Genomic DNA, 23,489 nt, shown 5'->3' on the forward strand with positions numbered 1-23,489 from the left:
TATTTCTATCTGAGGCTTGCCACTAAGATGATCATAAAATCGAGTGCCCACTTGATTGCTGTGGTAATGAGAATCTGCTAATAGACTACTCATCCCCCAGATTAGCCATCTGCAGTCAGTAGTATCCGCCGTCATCATCCTCTGTTTCTGTCGGTGTCGGTGTCGGTGTCGGTGTCGGTGTCGGTGTCGGTGTCGGTGTCGGTGTCGGTGTCGACGTTTTCGTCTCTGTTGCGGTCGGTGTTGGAGAGGGAGTATCTGTTTCGGTGGTCGGCTGTGCCGGTACGTCGGTAGCCGTCTGCTGCGTCCCTGTTGGGGTTGAATCAGGGGAAGCGGTATTCGGTGAGTCATTCGGCCCAGTACATCCACTGATAATTATGATTCCTGCAACAATAGCAGAGATAAATCTTCGTCGAATCATCATTAATTCATCTTCAACAGTCAATACTAAAGAACAATTGGTATCATCACGCGATCAAGTGACATACATATAAATATGATTTATTTTGTATGATATTATAATTTGTAACTGATATATTATCCATGTGAACTACCCCACCCTACTCGCTCGCCACAGTAGTGGCTCGCTCCTTGAGGACGGGGGCTTAGCGCCTATAAACTGCTAAAACGCGAATGAATTCTGTATCTTACATGGTGATCTCCAGAAGCAACCATTGAATAAGCGTATATATTATCATGATTTTCGAACTGACATGCGTCGATCAGTGATAAGATCAAATCGACTGTTGGTGTCTCCAAGAACAAATAATGCATAATATCGTAAGAATATTTGAATTGGTACTGCAGCGAGGATCGCAGTTGAAAGGATTCCAAAAGCAAATACGAATATCGCACCAATGATGAGTATAATACCGATTATGCCAGTTGCCTCACCAAGAAGTATACCAGCAGCAAGAATTACGATTGCTGGAATCGCGAATATAATTGTGGAAAGAGTTAGTATCAGACCTGTTGCAATGCCGATAATAAGCTGTAGAACGAACCGAATAATCAGATATATGCTGTATTCTTTCCACTCACTGCGTACTGTCGGCCAGAAGCGCTGCCATGCTGTGAGAAGTGTCTCGTCTTGAGTAATCATCACAGGAACGACAAACGTTTTTGTAAGTCCGGTCAGCAGACCACTAAGAACAATAGTTGTCACACATATGCCTAAGGCAAAAATAACAACACCGAATGAAGGTGAATTTCCGCTCGTGATGAGCGGTGTCACGACGGTGAGTGCGATGACAGCAATTGGGATAACAGTGAGTGCCCCTACGACTAATCGGAACCCAAGTAGACGAAGTCCCTGTCTCCACCATTGTCTCCAATATGCCCGGATTTTGATCCGTTCTTGTCGGAGGACCTCAACGAACATAAACTCGAAGACTGATCCAACAGCTAATAAGCCAATAAAACACAGTAGAATAACCACTACAACGCCAATAATAAGAGATAACTCAGAGTTATCAAGCGTCGTTAGCATATCGCTAAAACTAGCAGTATTGGATCCTGGTCCATCCATCACAGGATTATCAGTATCAACATTTCCAATTCCAGTGAGAAGTTGAACTGGACCGATACCGCCGACACCACCAAGAAAGACGATTAAAAATCCAAGTTTTACATACTGTTGTATATCTGGTGGCGATAGAAACGCAGTTGTTGCGCGAATCGCATCAGTAATATCCTGAATTGCGGTTACTGAGTCGGTATTGGAGGGCATGTGTCAATTGGTTGTATCTATATCAAAAGTAGTTTTGATATATGCACATCAGCTTGAGTCTCCCAGATTGTCTCGGATCTATCAAACTTTGAGGGCATGTCCACCTGCTATATGCAGTCAACTGTGACTGTGACGGGGATTGAGTATGAGTATTTTGAGACGCGAATCTTTTGTATCAAAGTTGTGATGATCTGGAGATGTCTCTTCAGATATCTCTGCCCTGTTATATCCAACGGATAGCCGAATTGCTCTGTGATCTGTCGCCACATATGGAAACTGCACTTCTACAAATACCGAGTTAATGTTTGAAATGCGTTTGTGAGATGACCGTAGGTTGTCAGACGATATCGAATAGCAGTATAACTAAGGAATCTCAGATCTGAGGTGATTGTCTATAATCCTGAAGCGGTGAATAAGTCACTTCAAGTAAACAGGTTGATACAACTCTCGCGTTTATTTACTGATGATGGTTCTTGGTATTGAGTCTAATATTGACTCGCGAATTCTTGCTCTTGCAATAGCGCGGATGGTCGATGCGCTCGCAAATTCGTTTTTAGTCGTTGTTCTTCCATTGTATATTGGGAGTCAACTCGTTTCGCTTCCAGCTTTTGTGGGTACAACTGTACAACTTGGGTCGATTCCATTTACGCTGACACCTGAGTTACTCATTGGGGTCGTTCTTTCATTATTCGGATTTCTAAATAGCCTTGGACAGCCATTTACTGGGTCACTATCAGACCAGACGGGAAAGCGAAAACTGTTTTTACTTATTGGGCTTTCGCTTGTCGCTATTGGAAGTGCAGGATACATCTTCTTTACTGACTATCTCTCGGTCGTTCTTATGCGTGCACTTCAAGGAATTGGAGCAGCGTTTACTATTCCTGTCACTGTTGCACTAGTGAATGAGCTTTCTGCAGCAGATAACCGTGGAGGAAATTTTGGACTATTCAACACTTTTCGACTCTTAGGATTTGGCATGGGACCTCTCGTTGCTGGGGGTGTCGTTGCTGCTGGACCGTATTCGCTGTTGGGTCTGGGAATTCCACTTGAGATATCTGGATTTGATGCTGCGTTTATTGTTGCTGTCGGAGGAGCATTGGTTAGTTTTGTGCTTATTGCAATACTTATCACTGATCCAGAACAAGCAGACGGGCAGGCAGCTGAAGATATCAGTATCCGTGTTCGTAGCGTCGACGGGACTGGGCTTGACCCTGTGTTTGCGCTTGGTGTTGCAACAATCGTCATGGCACTTGGACTGGCAATTTATGCACCACTAGCCAATAGCATCAATGCACGTCTTGATCAAGGAACGTTCCTCTTCTCACTGCAGTTTGGTGCGACTGTCTTCGCGAATGTGCTATTTCAACTCCCAATCGGACGGTTAAGTGATATATATGGACGACGTCTATTCCTTATTTGGGGGTTTGTACTCCTCCTTCCTTCGACGCTTGTACAAGGATTTCTCACCTCTTCGCTACTGATGATTGTTGCACGATTTATCCAGGGAATTGCTGTCGCAGCAGTATTTGCTCCATCACTCGCACTCGCTGGTGACCTTGCTGGCGAGGGTGAATCTGGGTCAACGCTCTCATTACTTACAATGGGATTCGGACTTGGGATTGCTTTTGGAACATTATTCTCAGGAATCCTCGTTGGATTTGGGTTTGCAACGCCATTTGTTGTTGCAACAGTGCTGAGTGCTGGCGGACTGATACTTGTCTACACACAAGTTGGTGAACCAACGAATATTGAACAACCAACCCCAACGCCAGGAGATTGAAATAGTAATTCAAACCTATTTCAATAAATTAGTGCTGTCCGGTGTGACGTACGATATTACTGATTGAATACTATATATTAAAAATAGCATAATGAGTGGTCGTCAAAATGTAAGATATAACCAATCGCTCCACGGTGAAATTAACCTGATTCTAATGGATTAAAACCAATATCAATACGCCAGTCTATCCGTAATATAGTATAGATTATAAAGTATACTCACGATCACAACAAAGCAATACATTTGAATTGAATCATGCAGACTATTTCATACAGTCGTGGTCTCACTTTGGCGTCTTACCCGGAACCAATACGGACGGAAATTATACGAATTACTCGCACAAGCTGGTATTACCGCGACAGCTATGCGCCAGTACGCGGTTGACCTTCCAAATAAAACAGCCACAGAAGTCGGTAAGCCGATACGAGCAGACAACTCATCACACGCTTCTGTGCATACGTGGACATCTGAATCAAACTCTCAATTCAGTATCGTTAGCCGTCCTGATGCGCCTGCATCTCTTAATGCACCACTAGCAGAGAAGCTTCCAGCTGAAACTGTTCTTACAGTTTGTGAGAAAGGCGTTGCCCGGGGATATTTATTTATTTCAGTTAATACAACTGTCCCGATTGATGTTCTTGAGTGCAAACTCTCGTTTAATGGTGCATATATTCGTCGCGTGTACGTCGATCAAGCACATCGTAATCGTGGAGTCGCAACTGCACTTATTACCGCCGCCAATCGATATGCTTCCGCACGTGATGCAACACAAGCAGTGGCACTCGTAGCAATCGATAACCGACCCTCACAAGCGTTATTTGAAACGTGTGGGTTTACCGTTCGCTCTACCCGAGTATACGCCCGTATTGGACCTCTCTCAATTCGTCATCAATTGCCAAACACGCAATAGTTCTATCTATCAATATAGATATCTCCTAAGTAAATAGTTCACAGAGTAGTATTATATCAATAGCGATAATTATGTATTTGTGTGGATGTCGAGTGAAATTCGAGAGACAATTGAAGGAATATATCAACGGCTTGACCCAGCAATATATCGTGTACCTGATACGAATGACCGAATCGATATTCGTGATCGTCTTACTGGTGCAGATTATATCAGCCTTGGCGCATTATTATTTGGCTGGGCAAGTGCTCTGTTACTCGTCCGTGGCGAACCAAACTGGGGTGTCATTGTCATGTTTGCCGCATTTGGGTTTGACAAACTTGATGGATGGTACGCACGGCAAACCAACAATACATCACCGTTTGGTCGACAAATAGACTCATTTATTGATGTTTTTGCATATCTTGTCCCTGCCGCGTTGCTATATCATCTCACGCTTTCTCCGCATCTTCTTGCAAGCCTTGTTGTTGGATTCTGTATCCTCTCATTTGGCGGACTTCGACTTGTGCGCCACAACAATGACGGGTTTGGCTCAGATGGTAACGTCAGTTACTATCACGGAACAACGGTCGTCCACACAAACGTGATTGTTCTATTGAGCTATCTACTTCATTCAGTTCTTGAAATTTGGAATGGATGGGTTGCCGGGATTGTGATTATTGCCATCTGCCCATTGATGATTTCAAATTATAAAGCAAAAAAAACAACTGCAGGTCATGTTTTCATCGGAATACTCATCACGATTGTTACATTGCTCGCACTTGCAATTGAGACTGGGTATCTGTAATGTACCATCTGAATGAAACCGCTTGTCTCAATCGTGCTTTCTGTCACCCTGTATCCTCATTCAGTATCTTTCGGATCTCAGATGTGTGCGGAACTTACACCGACTCCATGAATGCCCGAATCACCCAGTAATAATACCAACACGGACACTGTCGCCTCACACAACATTGCCCAACCTATTATATTAAACATATGATACTATTGGATATTGTCGTCTTATCTGTGGTGACGCTCCCTGAAGACCGACGAGAAAGACTTGTCATTATCACTATCAGCCTCATGATCATATTTCTCAGTGTGATTAGTGTGGTTACACTACCTGTAAAACAGACGGTCGTTTCTATGGTTGCGGATAGTTTCGATTTAATCGCTTCAATTGAGCAAATCGACAATCCGACGTGGATTCAAGCCCAATTGGCGGCGCTTGGTCCGACAGCACCAGTTGGATTTGTCCTACTTCAAGCGCTTCAGGTCATTATCGCACCAATCCCAGGGCAGATTCTTGCTGGTGTTGCTGGTGCATTCTTTGGTGTATTACCTGGAACAGTGTATAGCCTCATAGGAGTCGTAGCTGGGAGCACTATTGTATTTATATTCACCCGTCGTATTGGTCGTCGTGCTGTTCAACGCCTCTTCGATCCTGATCAATTTTCACGGTGGGATGAAAGCCTAACACATAATGAAGGAGGTATTTTGCTCCTATTTGCCGCATTTTTGTTACCGACATTTCCAGACGATTTATTATGTTTTGCTGCTGGACTCTCTGATATTCGGCTACGAACATTTATTTTGCTTGTTCTCACTGGACGTGCCCCGACATTCGCACTTGCTGCATATGCCGGCTCTAATGCAATAAATGGTCAGAGTATCCTCGTAATCACGATTGTCAGTATTGCAATACTCCTGTGGACTCTCATTCGTCATTATCGTTATATATTTATTAACTGGATACAGTGAGCGCCCCTTTTTTACCAAAGGGATATTTATGTGCATATTTTGATGATTTCCAATGTACAAATACTATCCGAAGAGTTCGCTGTGTTCACCTTCATCTGATTTTTGTAGCGACTCATGATCTCTACTGACGCCGCAAGTTTTTCTTCTAACGTAGCTAACGTTCTATACATGCCTCCAAATATCAGTTCTACTGACACCCATTCTGCTGACTCACAGGACGTGGTATCGCCAGGCGACACATTTGGCGTTGGAATACATATTACTGAATCTGACCTCCAATTTGTTGTTCACGTTCCATCTGACATCGACTCAGGATGGACTAACTCGACAACGTTCCAAACGCAAATAGAAGCAATCGTCTGGGACCATCTCGAAAAGTCGACTGTCCTCAAACGTCTCGCAGCACAACATGATGCTGGAACAACTATTTCACTCGGTCGCATGACACTTACCCCAGATGGAACAGTTCATAATACATCCCTTGTTACTATTGAAGAACTGTGAGTACTTCCTTTCCGGATCAATCACCTATCGAAATCGTCATTAATACTACCCTCAAGCAAGCACTCACCATCGATAGACCGGTCGACAAAATGTCATCTGATGATTCTGACAACCCTGCTGACACCGATGATGTCACTGCCGATGATATAGATATCAATCTACCCAAAGATGCAGCAGTAAAAACGATGAAATCAAATAGTTCCGATAAAGTTGCCAATCGAATAAATACACACATTACAGCGGATAAATCGGCGTCTGATACCCAAGAATCAACAATCGTCAGCACCCGACATCATCTTGCTGTCGCCGGAGCACTCATACGAACGATATCGCCAACAACAGATCTGAATCTCACTGAATCCAACGCTCAGACCAGTGTATTCGAAGACGGTGGTTCCCATGACACATCGCCACTATCTATCGAAACAGACGCTGAAAAAGTACCAATTTCAAACGCGGAGGCTGACACAAATATGAACACGGATCGAACAGCCACCATGTTAGGAGAATCACTCCTCAGCGCACTCTTGACGAGTACACTGATTGCATATGCGCTTGATTCTTCAATGAATCACGCGACCGACCCATGGAATCCCTCGTCACTTGATTTCTATGGAATGTCTGACCTCTCTCCATCTGATCAGTCATTATTCATTATCACTGGCGCAGTAGCTGCTTGTCGTCGATTCGACGTTGAAGTGAAAACTGTTGCCACACGAGCACAAATTCCATACGAAACACTCACAAAATATCTTCAGAAGTCTGAGTGAAAATTTGCATGCCCATATTTGCATATTTATAATACTAATACTGGAGTAACGAATTGTCTCCGGCACAAAGTCTGATTGCCAGGCATATGATTAACACTAGCACTAACACTAATATTCGCCAGATGGTAGGCACTAGTTAGAATAAAAGTATGAAAAGCAAGGCGGCGATGAAGCGCTCCCAGAGGATCTCTCACTCCAGTACGTGCTCCAACGCTTGCAGACTTAACCACTGTGTTCGGGATGGGTACAGGTGTTTCCCTGCCGCTCTGGCCGCCTCAAATCCGAACTTACGGAATCGAACCGTATTGTATTGTATTATCACTGTGATCACTTTCCTATCCTGATCTATTCTAATCCGATCTGATCTGGAATGTGCTGTGACATGCCGTGACGTGACTTGAACCATCGCTCGGTTATACCGCGTCTCTCTTACCTGATCTGTTTTGTGTGTCCGTGTCTGTGTCCGTATATACGCGTGTAATCCAGTTTCCGCCTGAACCCGCTCACGCAGGTTCCAGTGTAGTATAGTGTCAGTGTCAATCAACCCAATCATCTCTCAATCCTATACTGTCAGTGTCGTCTCTCACTCGTGTGTGAGACGAACCAACTCGATATGAGTGTTGTCTGACTTTCAGTATACATCTGATATGATACAGTATATTGTAGTACAGTATAATATAGTATAATATGATTATGGCTTGGATGGTTAGTGCTCGCGGGCTCAACATCTCGTTGCCTCGATGCGTACACCCCGAGTCTATCTACCTTCTCTTCTAGAAGGATCCTTCGTGGTACTTCTTTTTGAGGGAGGTTTCGAGCTTAGATGCATTCAGCTCTTACCCTGTGGTGCGTGGCTGCTCGGCAACTGCCCTGTCGGACAACCGATACACCAGTGGCACCCACTCGTAGTTCCTCTCGTACTATACGAGCGTTCCTCGCAAGTACCTTACACCCCCAATAGATAGCAGCCGACCTGTCTCACGACGGTCTAAACCCAGCTCACGACCTCCTTTAATAGGCGAACAACCTCACCCTTGCCTGCGTCTGCACAGGCAGGATGGAGGGAACCGACATCGAGGTAGCAAGCCACTCGGTCGATATGTGCTCTTGCGAGTGACGACTCTGTTATCCCTAAGGTAGCTTTTCTGTCATCAACGGGTCCCATCTCTGAACCTCGTTGGTTCGCTAGACCACGCTTTCGCGTCAGCGATCCTCGTTGGGAAGATCACTGTCAGGCCTCCGTGTGCTCTTGCGCTCGTCTGTGAGTTTCCGACTCACGTGAGGAGACCTTTGGGCGCGCTCGATATCTTTTCGAGCGCGTACCGCCCCAGTCAAACTGCCCGGCTACCGGTGTTTTCCTCCCGGAGTGAGAGTCACAGTCACTGACGGGTAGTATTTCATGAGTGCCTCGGTGATCCGCTGGCGCGGATACCTGTGTAGTGGCTCCTACCTATGCTGCACATCAGCGACCATGTCTCAGCGACAGCCTGCAGTAAAGCTCTATAGGGTCTTCGCTTCCCCTTGGGGGTCTCCAGACTCCGCACTGGAACGTACAGTTCACCGGGTCCAGCGTTGGGACAGTGACGCTCTCGTTGATCCATTCATGCAAGCCGCTACTGAAGCGGCAAGGTACTACGCTACCTTAAGAGGGTCATAGTTACCCCCGCCGTTAACAGGTCCTTCGTCCTCTTGTACGAGGTGTTCAGATACCTGCACTGGGCAGGATTCAGTGACCGTACGAGTCCTTGCGGATTTGCGGTCACCTATGTTGTTACTAGACAGTCGGAGCGTCCGAGTCACTGCGACCTGCTCGGTCAAGAGCAGGCATCCCTTCTTCCGAAGGTACGGGACTAACTTGCCGAATTCCCTAACGCCGGTTGGTCCCGACGGGCCATGGCTTTCGCTGCCTGAGCACCTGTGTCGGATCTTGGTACGGGCGTCGTGTGTTTGTTTCACGGGCTCTTGGTACCAGTGACTTGCGCGGTCTCATGATTCTCCCGCTTCGTGCCGTTACGGCATCCACGAGATTCCATGATTCGACGGGGCGATGGCCCCGTTCACTGTTTCCGAAAGCGTTCGATAAGACACGACGGCACTGGAATATTAACCAGTTTCCCTGTTTGTCTGAGTCGAATTACGGTCAGACTTAGGACCGGCTAACCCTCGGCTGATTAGCAGTGCCGAGGAACCCTTGCTCGTTAGGCCGTCGGGGGTCACACCCGACTATTGCTGCTACTGTGACCAGGATTATCGTTACTGAGCGGTCCATACGAGCTCTCGCCCGTACTTCCATCCGGTCAGTACGCCAAGCCTACGAAGTTACTTGATAATAAGTATTGCAGGGTCTCGGTGGTGGATTTGAGCCCCGATCATTTTGGGCGCCTCGAACCTCGGCCGGTAAGCTATTACGCTTTTCTTAGAGGGTAGCTGCTTCTAAGCTCACCTCCCGGCTGTTTAGGGCTCGAGACAACCTTCAGTTGCACTTAATCCACACTTGGGGACCTTAACCCTGCTCTGGGTTGTCTCCCTCATGGACCACAGGCTTACCCCGCAGTCCGGATTCCCAGCGTCTACGGCGTCTGCAAGTTTGGAGTTTGACAGCATGGCCGACTCCTCTCGGAGGCGGGACATCCAATCGGTAGCTCTACCTCGCAGACTACCTCGGCTGAGGACATACTTCGATATGTGTCGGCTGGAACCAGCTGTTGCCGAGTTCGATGGGCCTTTCACCCCTACACGTGGGTCACGGGAGGGTATTGTAGGACACCATCCCTAACAGGCTTCCACGCACCTTTCGGCACGCTTCACCTTGCCCGCGCGTAGATCACTCGGTTTCGGGTCGCATCCACGCGACTCCCCGCATGTAAGTACGGTGACCCTGGTCATGAGTATGAGATGTCATGACTGCGGTCATATCGGTTTCCCTGCGTCTTCCTGGGTGGACCAGTTAGACTTGCCGGGTGGATGCACTCCCTGGGTCGTTTTTCAAAACGTACGACGCGACATCGGCTTCCCACTCGTTCTACAGTGAGATTGCTCTCAGGTCGTTGTGAGTGGGACCTTGTATGCCTCGTCGTTCTATCACTGACTGAGTTCAGGCCCTATTGCACCGCCCTGTTCGGGGTGCTTTGCAGCGTTCGCTCACGCTACTTGTTCGCTATCGGTCTCGAGGAGTGTGTAGTCTTCGCAGTTGATGTCTGCGGAATTAACAAGGGATAGCCAACCCTTGCGACTCTGGAGTCAACGCGGGATCGCGTGATGACGATACGGGACTGTCACCCTGTGTCGTACTCCGTTCCAGGAGATTTCTCGGTATCGTGCGGTCCGTGGTTGTTGGTCCGAAACACCACATTTCCTTGCGGATTCGGTTTGGACTGTGTCGTGTTCACTCGCGGTTACTAACGATATCGCGGTTGCTTTCTGTTCCTGCCCCTACTAAGATGTTTCAATTCGGGGCGTTCCCGATTACGAGATACCTCGTAATCGCAATGGGGATTCCCATTCGGAGATCCTGAGTTCTTAGCCTCCGTGCGGCTCCCTCAGGCTTTTCGCAGCTTGGCACGTCCGTCGTCGGCTCTCGAGCCGAGCCATTCACCAGCCAGTACAGTAGCCAGTATAGTATATAGTATAAGTATACAGTGTATAGTATAGTCAGTCTCATCTCGATGATAAGACAATCTAGTATGTTACAGTATAGTATAGCATAATGCAGTCTTGATGACTGACATTATTATTGTCGTTGTGACGTTATGGTTGTGTTGAGTTATGTTGTGTTGTTGACGTCCACGATGGAGCCCGTGTGAACGGGTTCAGTGGGCGTCTGGATTACACGCGTACATACGGTTGTCATGGAACGGTCAGATCTAAGTGGTTATTGACGCGTTCATCGAACCCTTCCCATTCGCGCTTTCACGGAATGGTGCATCAGTTCGGAACACCACGACACTTGTGTTGAATGAAATTTGGATTCACTCAAATGGTCAGTGTCGATGGCTGAAATGGACCCACTGGGATTCGAACCCAGGGCATCCTCCTTGCAAAGGAGGCACTCTCCCGCTGAGCTATGGGCCCTAATTAGCTTTGGTGGTTCTAAGGTGCCTGTCTGTCGTCTATGTTTGTGTTGTCTGTTCTGTTGGAATACACGAACAGAGGTACCGACCACTCGGACGGTGCTGTGGTATATATCGTGGTGTATCGTTTCGTCTGTAATATGTGATTGTAACTGAGTGTGATGTGAGATTCAATCAGTGTACAATCGGATCATAGTCGAATTCGCAGTCGAGATTGCGATCGCGGTTGCGATCGTGGTGGGCTAGATACATCGATCTAGTCCCGTTCGTTAGGAGGTGATCCAGCCGCAGATTCCCCTACGGCTACCTTGTTACGACTTAAGCCCCCTTGCGAAGCCCAGATTCGACTATCAGTGATAGCCTCATCCGGACCTCACTCGGGTGCTTTGACGGGCGGTGTGTGCAAGGAGCAGGGACGTATTCGTCGCCTTCTACTGAAAGGCGGCTACTACCGAATCCAGCTTCATGAGGGCGAGTTTCAGCCCTCAATCCGAACTACGACTAAGTTTCGAGATTAGCGTTCTCTGTCGAGATAGCGACCCATTGTCTTAGCCATTGTAGCCCGCGTGTTGCCCAGCTCATTCGGGGCATACTGACCTACCGTTGCCCGTTCCTTCCTCCAGTTTAACACTGGCAGTCCTCCTAATGTACCCAACCAGTCGAAACTGTTGCTGGCAATTAGGGGTGCGGGTCTCGCTCGTTGCCTGACTTAACAGGACGCCTCACGGTACGAGCTGACGGCGGCCATGCACCTCCTCTCTACAGCGTCGTGATGAGGTCATCAACCTGGTCGTCATCACTGTAGTCGGAGCTGGTGAGATGTCCGGCGTTGAGTCCAATTAAACCGCAGGCTCCTCCGGTTGTAGTGCTCCCCCGCCAATTCCTTTAAGTTTCATCCTTGCAGACGTACTTCCCAGGCGGTTCGCTTCTCGGCTTCCCTACGGCACAACAGAGACGCGTAGTCTGTGTCATACCTAGCGAACATTGTTTACGGCCAGGACTACCCGGGTATCTAATCCGGTTGGAGACCCTGGCTTTCGTCCCTCACTGTCGGATCCGTTTTCTCGAAGTGCTTTCGCCATCGGTGGTCCGTGCGGGATTATGGGATTTCACTCCTACCCCGAACGTACCCTTCGAGCCTTCCGGTCCCAAGCTGTGCAGTTTCCGTCGGACGCCCACTCGTTGGGCGAGTGGATTTCCCGACGGACTTGCGCAGCCAGCTACGGACGCTTTAGGCCCAATAAGATCGGCCATCACTCGGGCTGCCGGTATTACCGCGGCGGCTGGCACCGGTCTTGCCCAGCCCTTGTTGGTGTACCACCCTACGGTACACGAAAGCGAGGACGATATGCCCTCGCACTCGGAGTCCCCTTATCGCACGTGCGTGCAGTGTAAAGGTTTCGCGCCTGCTGCGCCCCGTAGGGCCCGGAATCTTGTCTCAGATTCCGTCTCCAGGTTCTTGCTCTCACAACCTGTACTGATTATGGGCACGGTGGGCCGTTACCCCACCGTCTACCTAATCAACCGCAGCCACATCCTACAGCGCCGGGGCGTTTTGTGATCTCTGCGATTCAAGCCTGAGATCGATATGACGGGTTAACCTCAGTTTCCCGAGGGTATCCGTCTCTGTAGGGTAGTTTGGCCACGTGTTACTGAGCTCGGTGCCGCGAGTCTGAACTCGCACGACTAGCATGGCTAAATCGGACTCCGATAGCAATGGCCTCCGGCAGGATCAACCGGAATGGGATTCCTCGTGACTCAGACGTATGAGTCATGAGGAGGGTGGCGGGATTCGTGGTAACGAATCACCGATGTGACAAGGATACGTATCCTATTGTATCGTATCGTATTGTATCATTGTCACGGGGTGAGTGTCAGTCTGAGTCTCATTAGATGCTGTATTAGCAGAGAATCAGAGTGACGATTACACACGAAACGTCACGTCATGATATATTCTGATAGTTGATCAGATATTTCGCATTGCATGGTCCGAGTGGTTCGGAGACACCAGACAGGTATCACCGAACCACCAAAGCTAACATCAGATTCCGTCTGTACGGCGGACCGCAGGGATGGAATCCTCATCTTCTGTCCAATCAATCGAAACTGTCGTATAGGTATAAACCCGTTGAATCAGTATGATGATTGAGTTGGAAATCGGTGAATGCAAACGGATTTGAACCGCTTGCAGTCATGCGTTCTTCGCATTACGATTAATGTGAGGGTTGTATATAAGGTCGTTGATGTGGGGATTAATTGAAACAGTGCTATGAGAGACATACAACGACTGCTTACGATATATATGCTATATAGTGAAGAAATTGAGTATCAAATCTAAACCAAATGATTATTATCTGATTGATGCGCGCATAGTTGCTTCTTAAGCCATTTCAATAAAATATCAACGGTGTATGCTTTGTGTTCAGATCACAGTAATGTCTGCACGATAGGTACAGGTCGGGTCGATAATAACGATTGATTAATACAAGCCGATTCGATTGAGGATACCGACAAAGTGGTCGTAAGGCTAAGTCGGTATATGATACGGGTTTCATATAAATACAACATCTGGATAACTAGAAGATGTTTATCCAGGATGATTAATGCTCAAACAGCAGCTATTCGACCGTATTGGTCGAGAGTTATATGACAGAATTTATGACAGATATATTATCTGCGTGTGAATGGTTTATAATGGGGCTTTATAAGGGTACGGAGCGTCACTTTGACAACGTATGAGTGCACCCGCAGACTCAATCGAGATTCAGAATGTGGTCGCATCGACTGGGATTGGACAGGAACTCGACCTTGAAGCACTCGCTGAGGACCTTCCGGGGGCAGATTTCAATCCTGACAATTTTCCTGGGTTAGTGTATCGGACACAGGAGCCAAAGGCAGCAGCACTAATTTTTCGCTCAGGAAAAATCGTCTGCACAGGAGCAAAGAGCATCAATGATGTGCATGATGCGCTTGGGATCATCTTCGAGAAGCTCCGGGGGCTCAGTATTCCTGTTGATGAAGACCCAGAGATAACTGTCCAGAATATTGTCTCAAGTGCAGATCTTGGACACACCCTCAATTTGAATGCACTGGCAATCGGGCTTGGATTAGAAGATGTTGAATATGAACCTGAGCAGTTTCCTGGACTCGTGTATCGAATGGATCAACCAGAAGTGGTTATTTTGCTATTTGGATCCGGAAAGATCGTTATTACCGGTGGAAAGCAGACGAATGATGCCGCAGCAGCAGTTGAAGAAATTGTCGAACGAATTGAGGATCTTGGTCTGTTAAATTAATCTGAGCGTTATTGTTGTATTATAGTATTACATTGTATATTATTCATACTTGCTCATAGGCTAGTTCCGACTAGGTTCGTATATATTATATACGTCTGATCCGGGTGTAATCAACCATTGAACATGGAGTCTTGACAGCGATATATGGGTTTTTATTATCCAAGAGGTAATGTCGCAAGTTGTTTTCCTATTGCAACGTAATACCAGTAATGGGTAAGAAGTCTAAATCTGATGCGTCTGTGGAATCTGCGGAATCTATAGACACACAGACCGAAACAGCGGTCGAGACGAATGATCACCCCCGGTCGAATAAAACCGAAACATCGGATAGACTTTCTACGGATCAGATTTATGATATATTTGAGGCTGCTCGTCGGCCCGTTGTCACCGCTTCAACCATTGCACGTTATTTGTCGAGAAATCAAGCAACAATAACAGAGCAATTATCGACGTTAATTGATAGTGGAGTCATTGATAATATTACAGTTGATGACGATCCAGTTGTATATTACCCAACATCACTTTCGGAAATGTCGACACGTGAACGCATTGTTGTCTTTCCAGACCGCCGGGAGATTGTAGTTGATAATCCAACACAATATACGCGTGCGCAACTCACTCAGTTCGCGCATCTTGTCGACACCACTGGCGAACGACAACCAGTAGATCAGCATGGACCACAGGTAAGTGAAGAGATGGTTGATCAAGATGGCATTAGCATAACTGACCCTGAGAAGACAACAATCGTTGAAGATGAAGACGCAGAGACGGACGCAGACACACGTGCCCCACGACAGCCTCAGTCGCGTGGTTATCTCTATCGTGTGCGTCAAGAAGATATCTGGCAAGCACCGTTTGATGATCTCGGAAGTCTCATCTCAGTGATTCGATCAGCACTTCCGCGGCGTGTTCCAGGATTAGAATCTTGGATTGAGACGCAGTGGAAGCGAGCGAATCGGTTTCGGCTCTTTACACACGATGATGGGTATGTGGTACTTGAAGCCGCGTCAGAAAGTTTGATGGGGAATATCGCAAGACAAAAACTTGATGAAGAGCAACTTATTGCACCAATCTCGGATACACAGAATTGGGTTCGTGACGGTGCTGAGGCAGCGATTAAACGCACGTTATATGAAGCTGGATATCCTGTAATCGATGAAAGAGAGCTTGAGACTGGAGAACCACTTGCAGTCACACTCGAGGCTGAACTTCGTTCATATCAACAGGATTGGGTTAATAATTTTCTTGACCAGCGTGCGGGTGTTCTTGTTGGACCCTCCGGGTCTGGCAAGACAGTAACAGCTATTGGTGCACTGGCAGCGATTGGTGGTGAGACGCTCATTCTTGTTCCTTCACGAGAACTTGCCTCGCAGTGGCGTGCAGAGTTAATTCAACACACTGATCTAAACAATGATCAAATTGGGGAGTATCACGGCGGAAAAAAGACAGTACAGTCAGTAACAATTGCGACCTATCAAACGGCTGGAATGGATAGACACCGATCATTGTTCGACTCACGTGAGTGGGGGTTAATTATCTATGATGAAGTTCATCATATCCCTGCTGCGGTGTATCGGCGGAGTGCAGACTTGCAGACAAAACATCGACTTGGGCTTTCTGCAACACCAGTCCGTGAAGATGATAAGGAAACAGAGATTTTCACACTTGTCGGTCCGCCTATCGGAACTGATTGGTCAGCACTGTTTGAGGCAGGATATGTACAGGAACCATATGTCGAGATTCAATATGTTCCATGGAAAGATGAACTCTCACAGAATGAGTGGGCAAATGCCGATGGTCGTGATCGCCGACGATTAGCCGCAGAAAACCCACAGAAGATAACAACGACAAAGAAATTGCTTGGGATGCATTCTGATGCGAGTGCTCTTGTGTTCGTTGAATGGCTTGACCACGGAGAGGCACTTGCAGACGCGCTTGACGCTCCATTCGTTAGTGGTGAAATGCCACATTATCGACGAGATCAAGTATTTGAGTCATTTCGTGACGACGAGATATCAGTACTCGTTATATCACGCGTCGGTGATGAGGGGATTGATCTTCCAAATGCTGAGTTGGCAGTTGTTGCATCAGGTCTTGGTGGTTCTCGGCGACAAGGTGCCCAGCGTGCAGGTCGGACGATGCGTCCAACAGGAAGTGCACAGGTCTACGTTCTTGCAACTCGGGGTACAACCGAAGAGGAGTTTGCGCAACGTCAGCTTCGACACTTGGCTGAGAAAGGGATCCGTGTGACAGAGCGTGATGTAGCTGAGGAAGATGTGTGATTGAGTCGATGGACAATAGTGATGAGTAACGTTTAAATTATTAAACGTCGCTATATATGATAACCGCCCTTAGCTCAGCCTGGTAGAGCAGTCGACTGTAGATCGACTTGCCCCCCGTTCAAATCGGGGAGGGCGGACTTCCTCACCAAACGACTCGAAGCCGAGCAGATATATGCACTCGATTCAACCTCATCAAAAAGAATCTACATCTCGGAAACAGTCCTATGGCACCCGATTAATGCCGGACAGACTACTGCTCATCAATCGGACTTCTCCTCCCTATATAGAGGATGAGATTCACCAACAATACGCTTGAAGACATACAGTACGCCACCGTGAAACAGAACAAGAATAGTAACACTACCGACAATGATACCAACACGCAAAGGTGTCGAAAGCAGTCCGAGTGAGATAATAAGCGTCGTGGCACAAGCGGGTGGGTGAATCGCATCAGTGGCTATCATCGCCCAACTGGTCAGTACGATGGAAACTGTTGCACTTGCAGCCAAGCGAAAGCCCTCTATAGAGAGGGGAGGTGGTGTCGCAGTAATAGAAATCCCTGTCGCCACTACCGTCCACACTATCAGGCCAGCAATTCCTCCGATAAGGTGACTACCGATGACTCGATACGTCTGTGTCCGTTCGCTCCGTCGGTCAAACGCGAGAACAAAGGCGGTTGGGCCAAGGCTTGGGAAGATGAACGGTTGACCACTTCCCCACGCAATCACGCCGAGTACCGTGAACAATAGCCCAGCATACAGACTCGTTCCAACTCGGCGTCTCATATTCGGTCACTCCGAACCTGATTCATGAGTCTCTCCTGTTTTGTCTGGGCACGTTGCTGCTAATTCAACGAACATCCACCCGATTGTCATAGGTAGTATATGGAGGGATTGAACGAGAGATAGCGTACATGGAAAACACTCCGTGTACCTTGGCTGACAACCAGCGGAATAACACAGGTGGTGGGTGGACGATACCAACACTTTCGAATCCTTTCTCACTCCACGTACCTCTCTCCAAACGTCTCGCTGTTGGCTCGACAGACGTTCCGTGTGGTCATCTCTCCATAGGTCTGTCACCGCGTTGCTCATCCCACTTTGGAGTAGGTTGGCCGCGTATACCGTATCGACCAGAGGCTCGGAAACATTCATCCATCAACTGCTGATCACCTCTGCACCAGTAGTAGAGTTGCTTCACGAAGGACATATCCCCTCTGATGTAGATTTTCAGCTTTCATCACTATCACGGGCGAAGTACCTGAGACCGTATCTGTGAGCCTGTACGGTTCTCTCAGAAGCGTCGTCTTCGCTGTGCGAGGTAGAGGTCTACTGCTTTCTGTGGTGCGATGAGTTCGAGATCTTGGGTCATTGGTTGTCATCTCCGCGAGCCCACGCCAGCGGTCGGGGAAGCCGAGCAGATTGTCCAATGCCGACCTGTTATCGCGCCGTATTCCCCTGTTCAAATCGGGGAGAGCGAACTTCCTTTCGGAACGAATCAGATTGACCGGACAGCGACAGTATTCGGTGCTGTTCAGCCCTGAAAATGTCTGGGGGTTCACTCAGTCATCAAGTCCGGTCATAGCCGTTAGTGATTCACTATGTTTTACGAGGAGAGTGTTATGAAAGTTTAGGGTGCTAATTGAGTTATGTCATCATTCCAAAGCCTGGGGTTCCATCCTGCCTATTCAGTCTTAAAGTTGCTCTTAGAGCGGCGAAAGGCGCCGCTAAGCGATTTATTTATCTTGTGGGGACACTCGATGTGTTCCACGCCGGCGAAAGAAGCAGTCAAGATGGGTTAAACAGTTATTCAGGATTAGCCATTAATATCTTTTGTAGTGAAGAGACCCGGTTCCGACGCTGACCGACTCGTTGACAGGGGCGTGGATTGGATCTTCGTAGATTGGTGGGACTTGCTTGAGGATTGATTGAGTCATGGTGACGAAGTAGCGGGTATCGGATGAGTAGGGCAGCAATCGGTAGTCGAGTATACCAGTTCGTATAAATGGCTGCAGTGGACAGCGCCACATTAGACCAACGTTCTGCATGTCCGGTCACCGGAACCACAGCAGGCTTCCCGAACGGAGAGACTTAGTAATCACTTGGGCGGTATCCGAGGGCACTGGTCGTATCGGTATTCACCAGGGGTGTGTCAGGTCGATAATATAATGAATTCGTTCCGAGATTGTATCTTCCGACGAGCATCGACTTGGGTCGAGCAACCTGCCTGATTCTAGTTGCCTACATCATATTTTGATGTGTAGCCGAACGTATCCGGGGGAATATAAACGATTTTTTAATGAGTGGTATGCAATGAGTTCAATCTACACACTGGTGAGCGTGTAACAGAAGATCTTGAGGAAGTGGCGCGAGATATGAGCTTGAGCAGTTATATGTGACGACGTCTCCCCAAGATCCATTTGATTGTTCATTATTATTGATTATGTGTTTTGTGGTTTCGTGCTTGTCGCACCGAAAGTATCCCAGTCTTAGACAACTGAGGGAGTATTCTGGTCAGTAAGCGGTAATTAGTGTATTACTATGTAGTGTCACTACTATGATAAGACTCTATCTCAAGATGTTTCGAGGCGAGTCAGCGCCTCAGGTTACCACACGTGGGTTCACTTTTGCTCTTGCTGGTAATCGAAATCAATCAATTCGGGAGAATCCTCCTCAATTGGTGATCGAATTTCAACCGTATGATCGGTATGGCGGACATGAGTCTTCGCCCAGCGGCGAGCTGGTCGTTCCTCAAGATATCTATCACTATCTGGGCACTGTTGACAACTAACAATCCATGGTGTTATTTCATCAGGAAAGTGACCGGTATGTCGCTCATGATCAAGTGCAAACTGTTCGACAGCTCGATTCCCAGCGTATAATTCCTCAAGTTCGTAATGAAGTGTCCACTCGCGATTGCATCGTGAACACGTGATAGTTGGTGTTTCATCTACAGGCTGGTCTACGGTCGAGTCCTTGTCCATACTCAATTATGTATCCCAACTCACTTTTGCTCTCGTCTCCATTTCGCCTTCATATCGTACGATATATCAATAAAAAATCACTGCTTTTGTATTGCTCAGACCGAGGAGGACACAGAAAGAGTCTATTAACAATAATATAATATCAGGGATTGATAGCATATATTAACCACGATCACTGTCAGGAGTGCAGTCATTGATCATGTATGTTCCCTCATATATTACAGATTCGGGTGATATCGCAGTCGTCACACATTGTGGACGCCGTAGTGGTGTGGTTGCTGCGAACATCGCCTGTGGTCTTACTGAATTCGGTCGCGATACGACAGGTATCTCCCAAGTCAGAGATGAGTATGATGCCGAGGTCGTTATTGACTCAATACAACGGTGGAATGTTGACACCAGTCATATTCGCCGGGATGATGAGCTTCCGTCACACGTGAATGTGTTCCGTGGACCAGAGGGCGACCGGATGATCATTGCTGGTGGTATACTGTATAGAAATTTCGCCTTACCGTATCCGATCGATTGCAACCACACAGACTGCTTCTGTTGCCTTTACAGGCGGTCTAGGAGAATGCCCCGGGGCTTGACCTCGAGGCGATTCATAAGTGCATATGCGCCTGATCAGGGTGGTGACTAAATTACCCAAGTTGAGTCGCGTCAGGAATATTAGCACATTAGTGTTTGACCTCTCATAGTGATTAGTGCAAGTCTTTACCGCCGTGATTATCCGTGTCGGTGATGGGAGCCGCTGAACCCGCGTCATTCGACACCGTCAGTGAAGTTATTCGAACTAATCACTATCAGGATCACTTCCACAGTTGAAGAATGAGGAACAAAACTTACAATAATTGATGCGGTCGCAGCCACTTCGGACCTGTTCATGAAGCAACGGCGCGATTATATCTAGATCTAAATCAGGATTCAAAGATCGCTGTAGAAATATTATCTGCGACTAGTTCATAACTGGTTGTGGTTATTTTTGCTAGCGGAAGTGCGTACATATCTGATGGGGATGGTATTCCGATTCACACTCTAGTAACGACATCGGCGCATTGACATCCTCCAATGGCTAAATACGGGTTTTCTTCTTATATTCTATAATCAAATGGATATAATATGTGAGCTGCCTCTGGATTATATTTAATTCTCAAGACGCTCATTGTTCAGCTTGTAGGATAGCCTACATCAATTACATAGCGTCAATTAGTTTACAGACGCGGTCTTCGTTAACTGGTGCGGTTATTTTATTGGATTTTTGTAGTTTCCTTCAGACAATCGCAAGTAAGTGAATAAATTGCCAACCCATATATAGTGCCACAATCCACACAATGACTGCTGAGACGACGTTTAGGTATTCCATCCACAGATTGGCATTCGCTGATTCTCCAAGTGCACGACCTGTTATGGCTAATCCGCTAAACCATCCCCACGATACAATTAGACACCCTGCGGTGAACACCCACCGATCTGGGGTTGTGTATGCCAGCGCATTGGTCCCAATTACTCCGACGGTGTCTAAGATTGCATGTGGATTCAACAATGAGACAGATGCAGTGAATCCGACTTGCTCACGAACGCCAAGAAATTCTTGTGTGTGTGGATTCACTTCAACCGCGGGAGCGGTATAGAGCGTCCACCCAATATACACCAACATCACAAATCCGGCTCCGAATAAAGTGGTCTGTAACCACGCAAATTCAATCACTACGGCTGACACACCGAGTACCCCAAGTAAAATAAGCAGTGTATCAGACAGTCCTGCAGTGAGTACAGTCGGTAGCGCTCGGCTAATGTCAGGTTGAAGTGCACCCTGCTGAAAGACAAAGACGTTCTGAGGACCAAGTGCAAGGATAAGCCCAATAGCAAGTGTAATTCCGTGTGTGAATGCAGTGAGAGACATATTTACTTAACCACTGATTTGAGAAGTGTTCAGACGATTATTTTGCTGGCTACATATAAATATTCGACTGGTTATTGATGTAAAATATAATATTTGAATGACTGGTTTGATATCACACATATCATCGATATTTAATTGCCAGCCCTCGTGGATGACCCACTTGAATTGATTTGATTCACTCTCATCATGGACGGCAGGATTCTCTCACTAGGTGATAGTATCTACTATCAGAGTGACTCAGCTATATGTTATTTCATATCTGATATCTGGCGGTTAATACTGTTACAGTATCTCAGCATTGACATCCTCCGCTCGTCATATGTCGTCAGTTTCTAGCAAAGCCGGTATATCTGCTGAGCGCTCAATATTGTATATGAGTATTCGAGCGCTCAATCAGCAAAATCCGGATAATTTGCGGTTTCGCGTTGATCAGGTTGTCTCTTCGGAGGTATCAAAAGCTAATGGGATGAAAATATTATATTGTACAGACATTGAGCGGACACAGACGCGAGTTGCAGTCACCAGCCCATCACCAGAAGATAACTCATTCGAGTGGCAACAAGGGCAATGGTATGAGTTTAATCAAATAACGCGGAGCCACGAGATTCAGACAGCAGGGACCCCGGCATTTGCCATAACCTCAGGCAATAAGAACTGTGAGCGAATTGAGCCTCCAGCGATAGACTCCCCGTCTAGGTCTGAGGAATCTATTGCAAGCAACATGTCAATTCCAAAACTCAGCGAGCGGTCTGACCGTATCGGACTCGCGGTTACGGTTATTCCAGCGAGCGGTGAGCAAGCAATTTCTCCGGACAATCCTGCTGGTTATGAGATAACAGCAGTTTGTATTGATTCATTCGATACACCAACAGACCCCCCAGTCTATCATCGAGCAGCAGCTGATAGTCACGATGAGCGGATATTACTTGAACATGTTGTCGAGGATTTAAGACAGACAGACGCAAGGACAATACTCACCTGGAGTAATACTTCCGACTCAATTGAATTGCTCGCATCTCGACATCAGCAACTTGCTGATGGAAATATATTGTATCGAGAAAATGATGATGTGTTTGATGGGTTTTACTATGCGGATTTATCTCGGCTTGGAGTTCGTCATAACTATACCGATAGTATCAAAATGGCACAATCACTTGACGGTGATATAACGGCTGAGTACCCACGCTTCGACCCAGACGCAATTGAGAACGATCCAAATGAGTGGCGGGCAGAGTGGGATCTGGCAGAGACACCATTAACAGACCGAACTGACACAAGATTGACCAAACAAGATTATCGAACACTTCTTGAGTCGCACTTCGCCGGCAATAGCACCACCCCTGATGCGTTGGCAACGTGTCTCCAGTCATTTGTGAGCGCTCAATTAGAGCCGCTTCACTCTATCAGTACCCACAATGTTGCAGCACATCTTGGCTGTCCCCGGCTGATAACTGCATAGTGAGCTAATTATTTCTCACTAGTATAACATTGAGACATATGATACACGCGTGTTATGACATTCAAA

General features: G+C 47.2%; 16 protein-coding genes, 2 tRNA genes and 3 rRNA genes. 11 read left to right on the forward strand and 10 right to left on the reverse strand.

The annotated features are described in order from the left end of the window. Positions 1-115 precede the first annotated feature (115 nt). Entirely contained in the window at positions 116-421 is a 306-nt protein-coding gene (locus tag HQRW_RS08060; protein ID WP_231852283.1) for a hypothetical protein, read from the reverse strand. Positions 422-691: 270 nt separating this feature from the next. After that, positions 692-1,726 carry a DUF7544 domain-containing protein gene (locus tag HQRW_RS08065; RefSeq protein ID WP_014556208.1) on the reverse strand — a complete coding sequence of 345 codons (1,035 nt, stop codon included), beginning with the start codon at positions 1,724-1,726 and terminating at the stop codon, positions 692-694. 478 nt (positions 1,727-2,204) lie between these two features. Here HQRW_RS08065 and HQRW_RS08070 point away from each other — a divergent pair, with 478 nt between their 5' ends. The 6 genes from HQRW_RS08070 (at position 2,205) to HQRW_RS08095 (ending at position 7,430) form a co-directional block, all read left to right on the forward strand. Further along, on the forward strand, positions 2,205-3,506 hold the full coding sequence (locus HQRW_RS08070) for an MFS transporter (RefSeq protein ID WP_173362470.1): 1,302 nt from the start codon (positions 2,205-2,207) through the stop codon (positions 3,504-3,506). A 277-nt stretch (positions 3,507-3,783) separates the two neighbouring features. Further along, entirely contained in the window at positions 3,784-4,416 is a 633-nt protein-coding gene (locus tag HQRW_RS08075; RefSeq protein WP_014556210.1) for a GNAT family N-acetyltransferase, read from the forward strand. Positions 4,417-4,501: 85 nt separating this feature from the next. Continuing rightward, entirely contained in the window at positions 4,502-5,200 is a 699-nt protein-coding gene (locus tag HQRW_RS08080; RefSeq protein ID WP_014556211.1) for a CDP-alcohol phosphatidyltransferase family protein, read from the forward strand. Positions 5,201-5,496: 296 nt separating this feature from the next. Further along, a complete protein-coding gene (locus HQRW_RS08085; RefSeq protein WP_231852284.1) occupies positions 5,497-6,156 on the forward strand; it encodes a TVP38/TMEM64 family protein in 660 nt (219 codons plus the stop codon). Between the two features lie 168 nt (positions 6,157-6,324). Beyond that, complete coding sequence (locus HQRW_RS08090; protein WP_065757388.1) at positions 6,325-6,660, forward strand: hypothetical protein; 336 nt, start codon at positions 6,325-6,327, stop codon at positions 6,658-6,660. Further along, a complete protein-coding gene (locus tag HQRW_RS08095) occupies positions 6,657-7,430 on the forward strand; it encodes a hypothetical protein (RefSeq protein WP_014556214.1) in 774 nt (257 codons plus the stop codon). The genes HQRW_RS08090 and HQRW_RS08095 overlap by 4 nt, the downstream gene beginning before the upstream one ends. A 156-nt stretch (positions 7,431-7,586) precedes the next feature. Here the strand turns inward: HQRW_RS08095 and rrf are convergent. The 4 genes from rrf to HQRW_RS08115 form a co-directional block, all read right to left on the reverse strand. Beyond that, positions 7,587-7,708, reverse strand: a 5S ribosomal RNA gene (gene rrf, locus HQRW_RS08100). A gap of 410 nt (positions 7,709-8,118) precedes the next feature. Then, positions 8,119-11,049: ribosomal RNA gene (locus tag HQRW_RS08105) — 23S ribosomal RNA — on the reverse strand. A 380-nt stretch (positions 11,050-11,429) separates the two neighbouring features. Next, positions 11,430-11,501: transfer RNA gene (locus HQRW_RS08110), tRNA-Ala, on the reverse strand. A gap of 270 nt (positions 11,502-11,771) precedes the next feature. Further along, positions 11,772-13,243, reverse strand: a 16S ribosomal RNA gene (locus HQRW_RS08115). The 16S, 23S and 5S rRNA genes sit together here with 1 tRNA gene alongside, the layout of an rRNA operon. Before the next feature lie 992 nt (positions 13,244-14,235). Between HQRW_RS08115 and HQRW_RS08120 the strand changes: the two genes are divergently transcribed. The 3 genes from HQRW_RS08120 to HQRW_RS08130 all read left to right on the forward strand — a co-directional run bounded on the left by HQRW_RS08120 (position 14,236) and on the right by HQRW_RS08130 (position 17,215). Then, the gene (locus tag HQRW_RS08120; protein WP_011571757.1) at positions 14,236-14,796 is read left to right on the forward strand and encodes a TATA-box-binding protein; all 561 of its coding nucleotides are present in this window, start codon (positions 14,236-14,238) and stop codon (positions 14,794-14,796) included. Between the two features lie 209 nt (positions 14,797-15,005). Then, positions 15,006-17,078 (forward strand): DEAD/DEAH box helicase, encoded by a 2,073-nt coding sequence (locus tag HQRW_RS08125; protein ID WP_014556215.1) that lies wholly within the window; start codon positions 15,006-15,008, stop codon positions 17,076-17,078. 63 nt (positions 17,079-17,141) lie between these two features. Beyond that, positions 17,142-17,215 (forward strand) — tRNA-Tyr (locus HQRW_RS08130). 123 nt (positions 17,216-17,338) lie between these two features. Here HQRW_RS08130 and HQRW_RS08135 read toward each other — a convergent pair. Beyond that, positions 17,339-17,863 (reverse strand): HPP family protein, encoded by a 525-nt coding sequence (locus HQRW_RS08135; RefSeq protein ID WP_011571759.1) that lies wholly within the window; start codon positions 17,861-17,863, stop codon positions 17,339-17,341. Between the two features lie 274 nt (positions 17,864-18,137). Beyond that, positions 18,138-18,287 carry a phage NrS-1 polymerase family protein gene (locus tag HQRW_RS16955; protein WP_394324561.1) on the reverse strand — a complete coding sequence of 50 codons (150 nt, stop codon included), beginning with the start codon at positions 18,285-18,287 and terminating at the stop codon, positions 18,138-18,140. 139 nt (positions 18,288-18,426) lie between these two features. Here HQRW_RS16955 and HQRW_RS15560 point away from each other — a divergent pair, with 139 nt between their 5' ends. Then, on the forward strand, positions 18,427-18,621 hold the full coding sequence (locus tag HQRW_RS15560; RefSeq protein ID WP_149031539.1) for a hypothetical protein: 195 nt from the start codon (positions 18,427-18,429) through the stop codon (positions 18,619-18,621). A gap of 1,077 nt (positions 18,622-19,698) precedes the next feature. Here HQRW_RS15560 and HQRW_RS08140 read toward each other — a convergent pair. Continuing rightward, positions 19,699-20,061, reverse strand: a complete 363-nt coding sequence (locus HQRW_RS08140) for a hypothetical protein (RefSeq protein WP_014556216.1) — start codon at positions 20,059-20,061, stop codon at positions 19,699-19,701. 1,270 nt (positions 20,062-21,331) lie between these two features. Continuing rightward, positions 21,332-21,964 carry a LysE/ArgO family amino acid transporter gene (locus HQRW_RS08150; RefSeq protein WP_014556217.1) on the reverse strand — a complete coding sequence of 211 codons (633 nt, stop codon included), beginning with the start codon at positions 21,962-21,964 and terminating at the stop codon, positions 21,332-21,334. Positions 21,965-22,337: 373 nt separating this feature from the next. Here HQRW_RS08150 and HQRW_RS08155 point away from each other — a divergent pair, with 373 nt between their 5' ends. Next, complete coding sequence (locus tag HQRW_RS08155; protein ID WP_231852285.1) at positions 22,338-23,423, forward strand: hypothetical protein; 1,086 nt, start codon at positions 22,338-22,340, stop codon at positions 23,421-23,423. The last annotated feature ends 66 nt before the right edge of the window (positions 23,424-23,489 follow it).

This window comes from Haloquadratum walsbyi C23 (genome assembly GCF_000237865.1).
GTDB classification, from domain to species: domain Archaea; phylum Halobacteriota; class Halobacteria; order Halobacteriales; family Haloferacaceae; genus Haloquadratum; species Haloquadratum walsbyi.

Bases quoted from the DNA above. Each gene is read 5' to 3' on its own strand.
- HQRW_RS08060 (WP_231852283.1), bottom strand. From the start codon at position 421: ATGATGATTCGACGAAGATTTATCTCTGCTATTGTTGCAGGAATCATA.
- HQRW_RS08065 (WP_014556208.1), bottom strand. From the start codon at position 1,726: ATGCCCTCCAATACCGACTCAGTAACCGCAATTCAGGATATTACTGAT.
- HQRW_RS08080 (WP_014556211.1), top strand. From the start codon at position 4,502: ATGTCGAGTGAAATTCGAGAGACAATTGAAGGAATATATCAACGGCTT.
- HQRW_RS08090 (WP_065757388.1), top strand. From the start codon at position 6,325: ATGCCTCCAAATATCAGTTCTACTGACACCCATTCTGCTGACTCACAG.
- HQRW_RS08120 (WP_011571757.1), top strand. From the start codon at position 14,236: ATGAGTGCACCCGCAGACTCAATCGAGATTCAGAATGTGGTCGCATCG.
- HQRW_RS08125 (WP_014556215.1), top strand. From the start codon at position 15,006: ATGGGTAAGAAGTCTAAATCTGATGCGTCTGTGGAATCTGCGGAATCT.
- HQRW_RS08135 (WP_011571759.1), bottom strand. From the start codon at position 17,863: ATGAGACGCCGAGTTGGAACGAGTCTGTATGCTGGGCTATTGTTCACG.
- HQRW_RS16955 (WP_394324561.1), bottom strand. From the start codon at position 18,287: ATGTCCTTCGTGAAGCAACTCTACTACTGGTGCAGAGGTGATCAGCAG.
- HQRW_RS15560 (WP_149031539.1), top strand. From the start codon at position 18,427: ATGAGTTCGAGATCTTGGGTCATTGGTTGTCATCTCCGCGAGCCCACG.
- HQRW_RS08140 (WP_014556216.1), bottom strand. From the start codon at position 20,061: ATGGACAAGGACTCGACCGTAGACCAGCCTGTAGATGAAACACCAACT.
- HQRW_RS08150 (WP_014556217.1), bottom strand. From the start codon at position 21,964: ATGTCTCTCACTGCATTCACACACGGAATTACACTTGCTATTGGGCTT.
- HQRW_RS08155 (WP_231852285.1), top strand. From the start codon at position 22,338: ATGAGTATTCGAGCGCTCAATCAGCAAAATCCGGATAATTTGCGGTTT.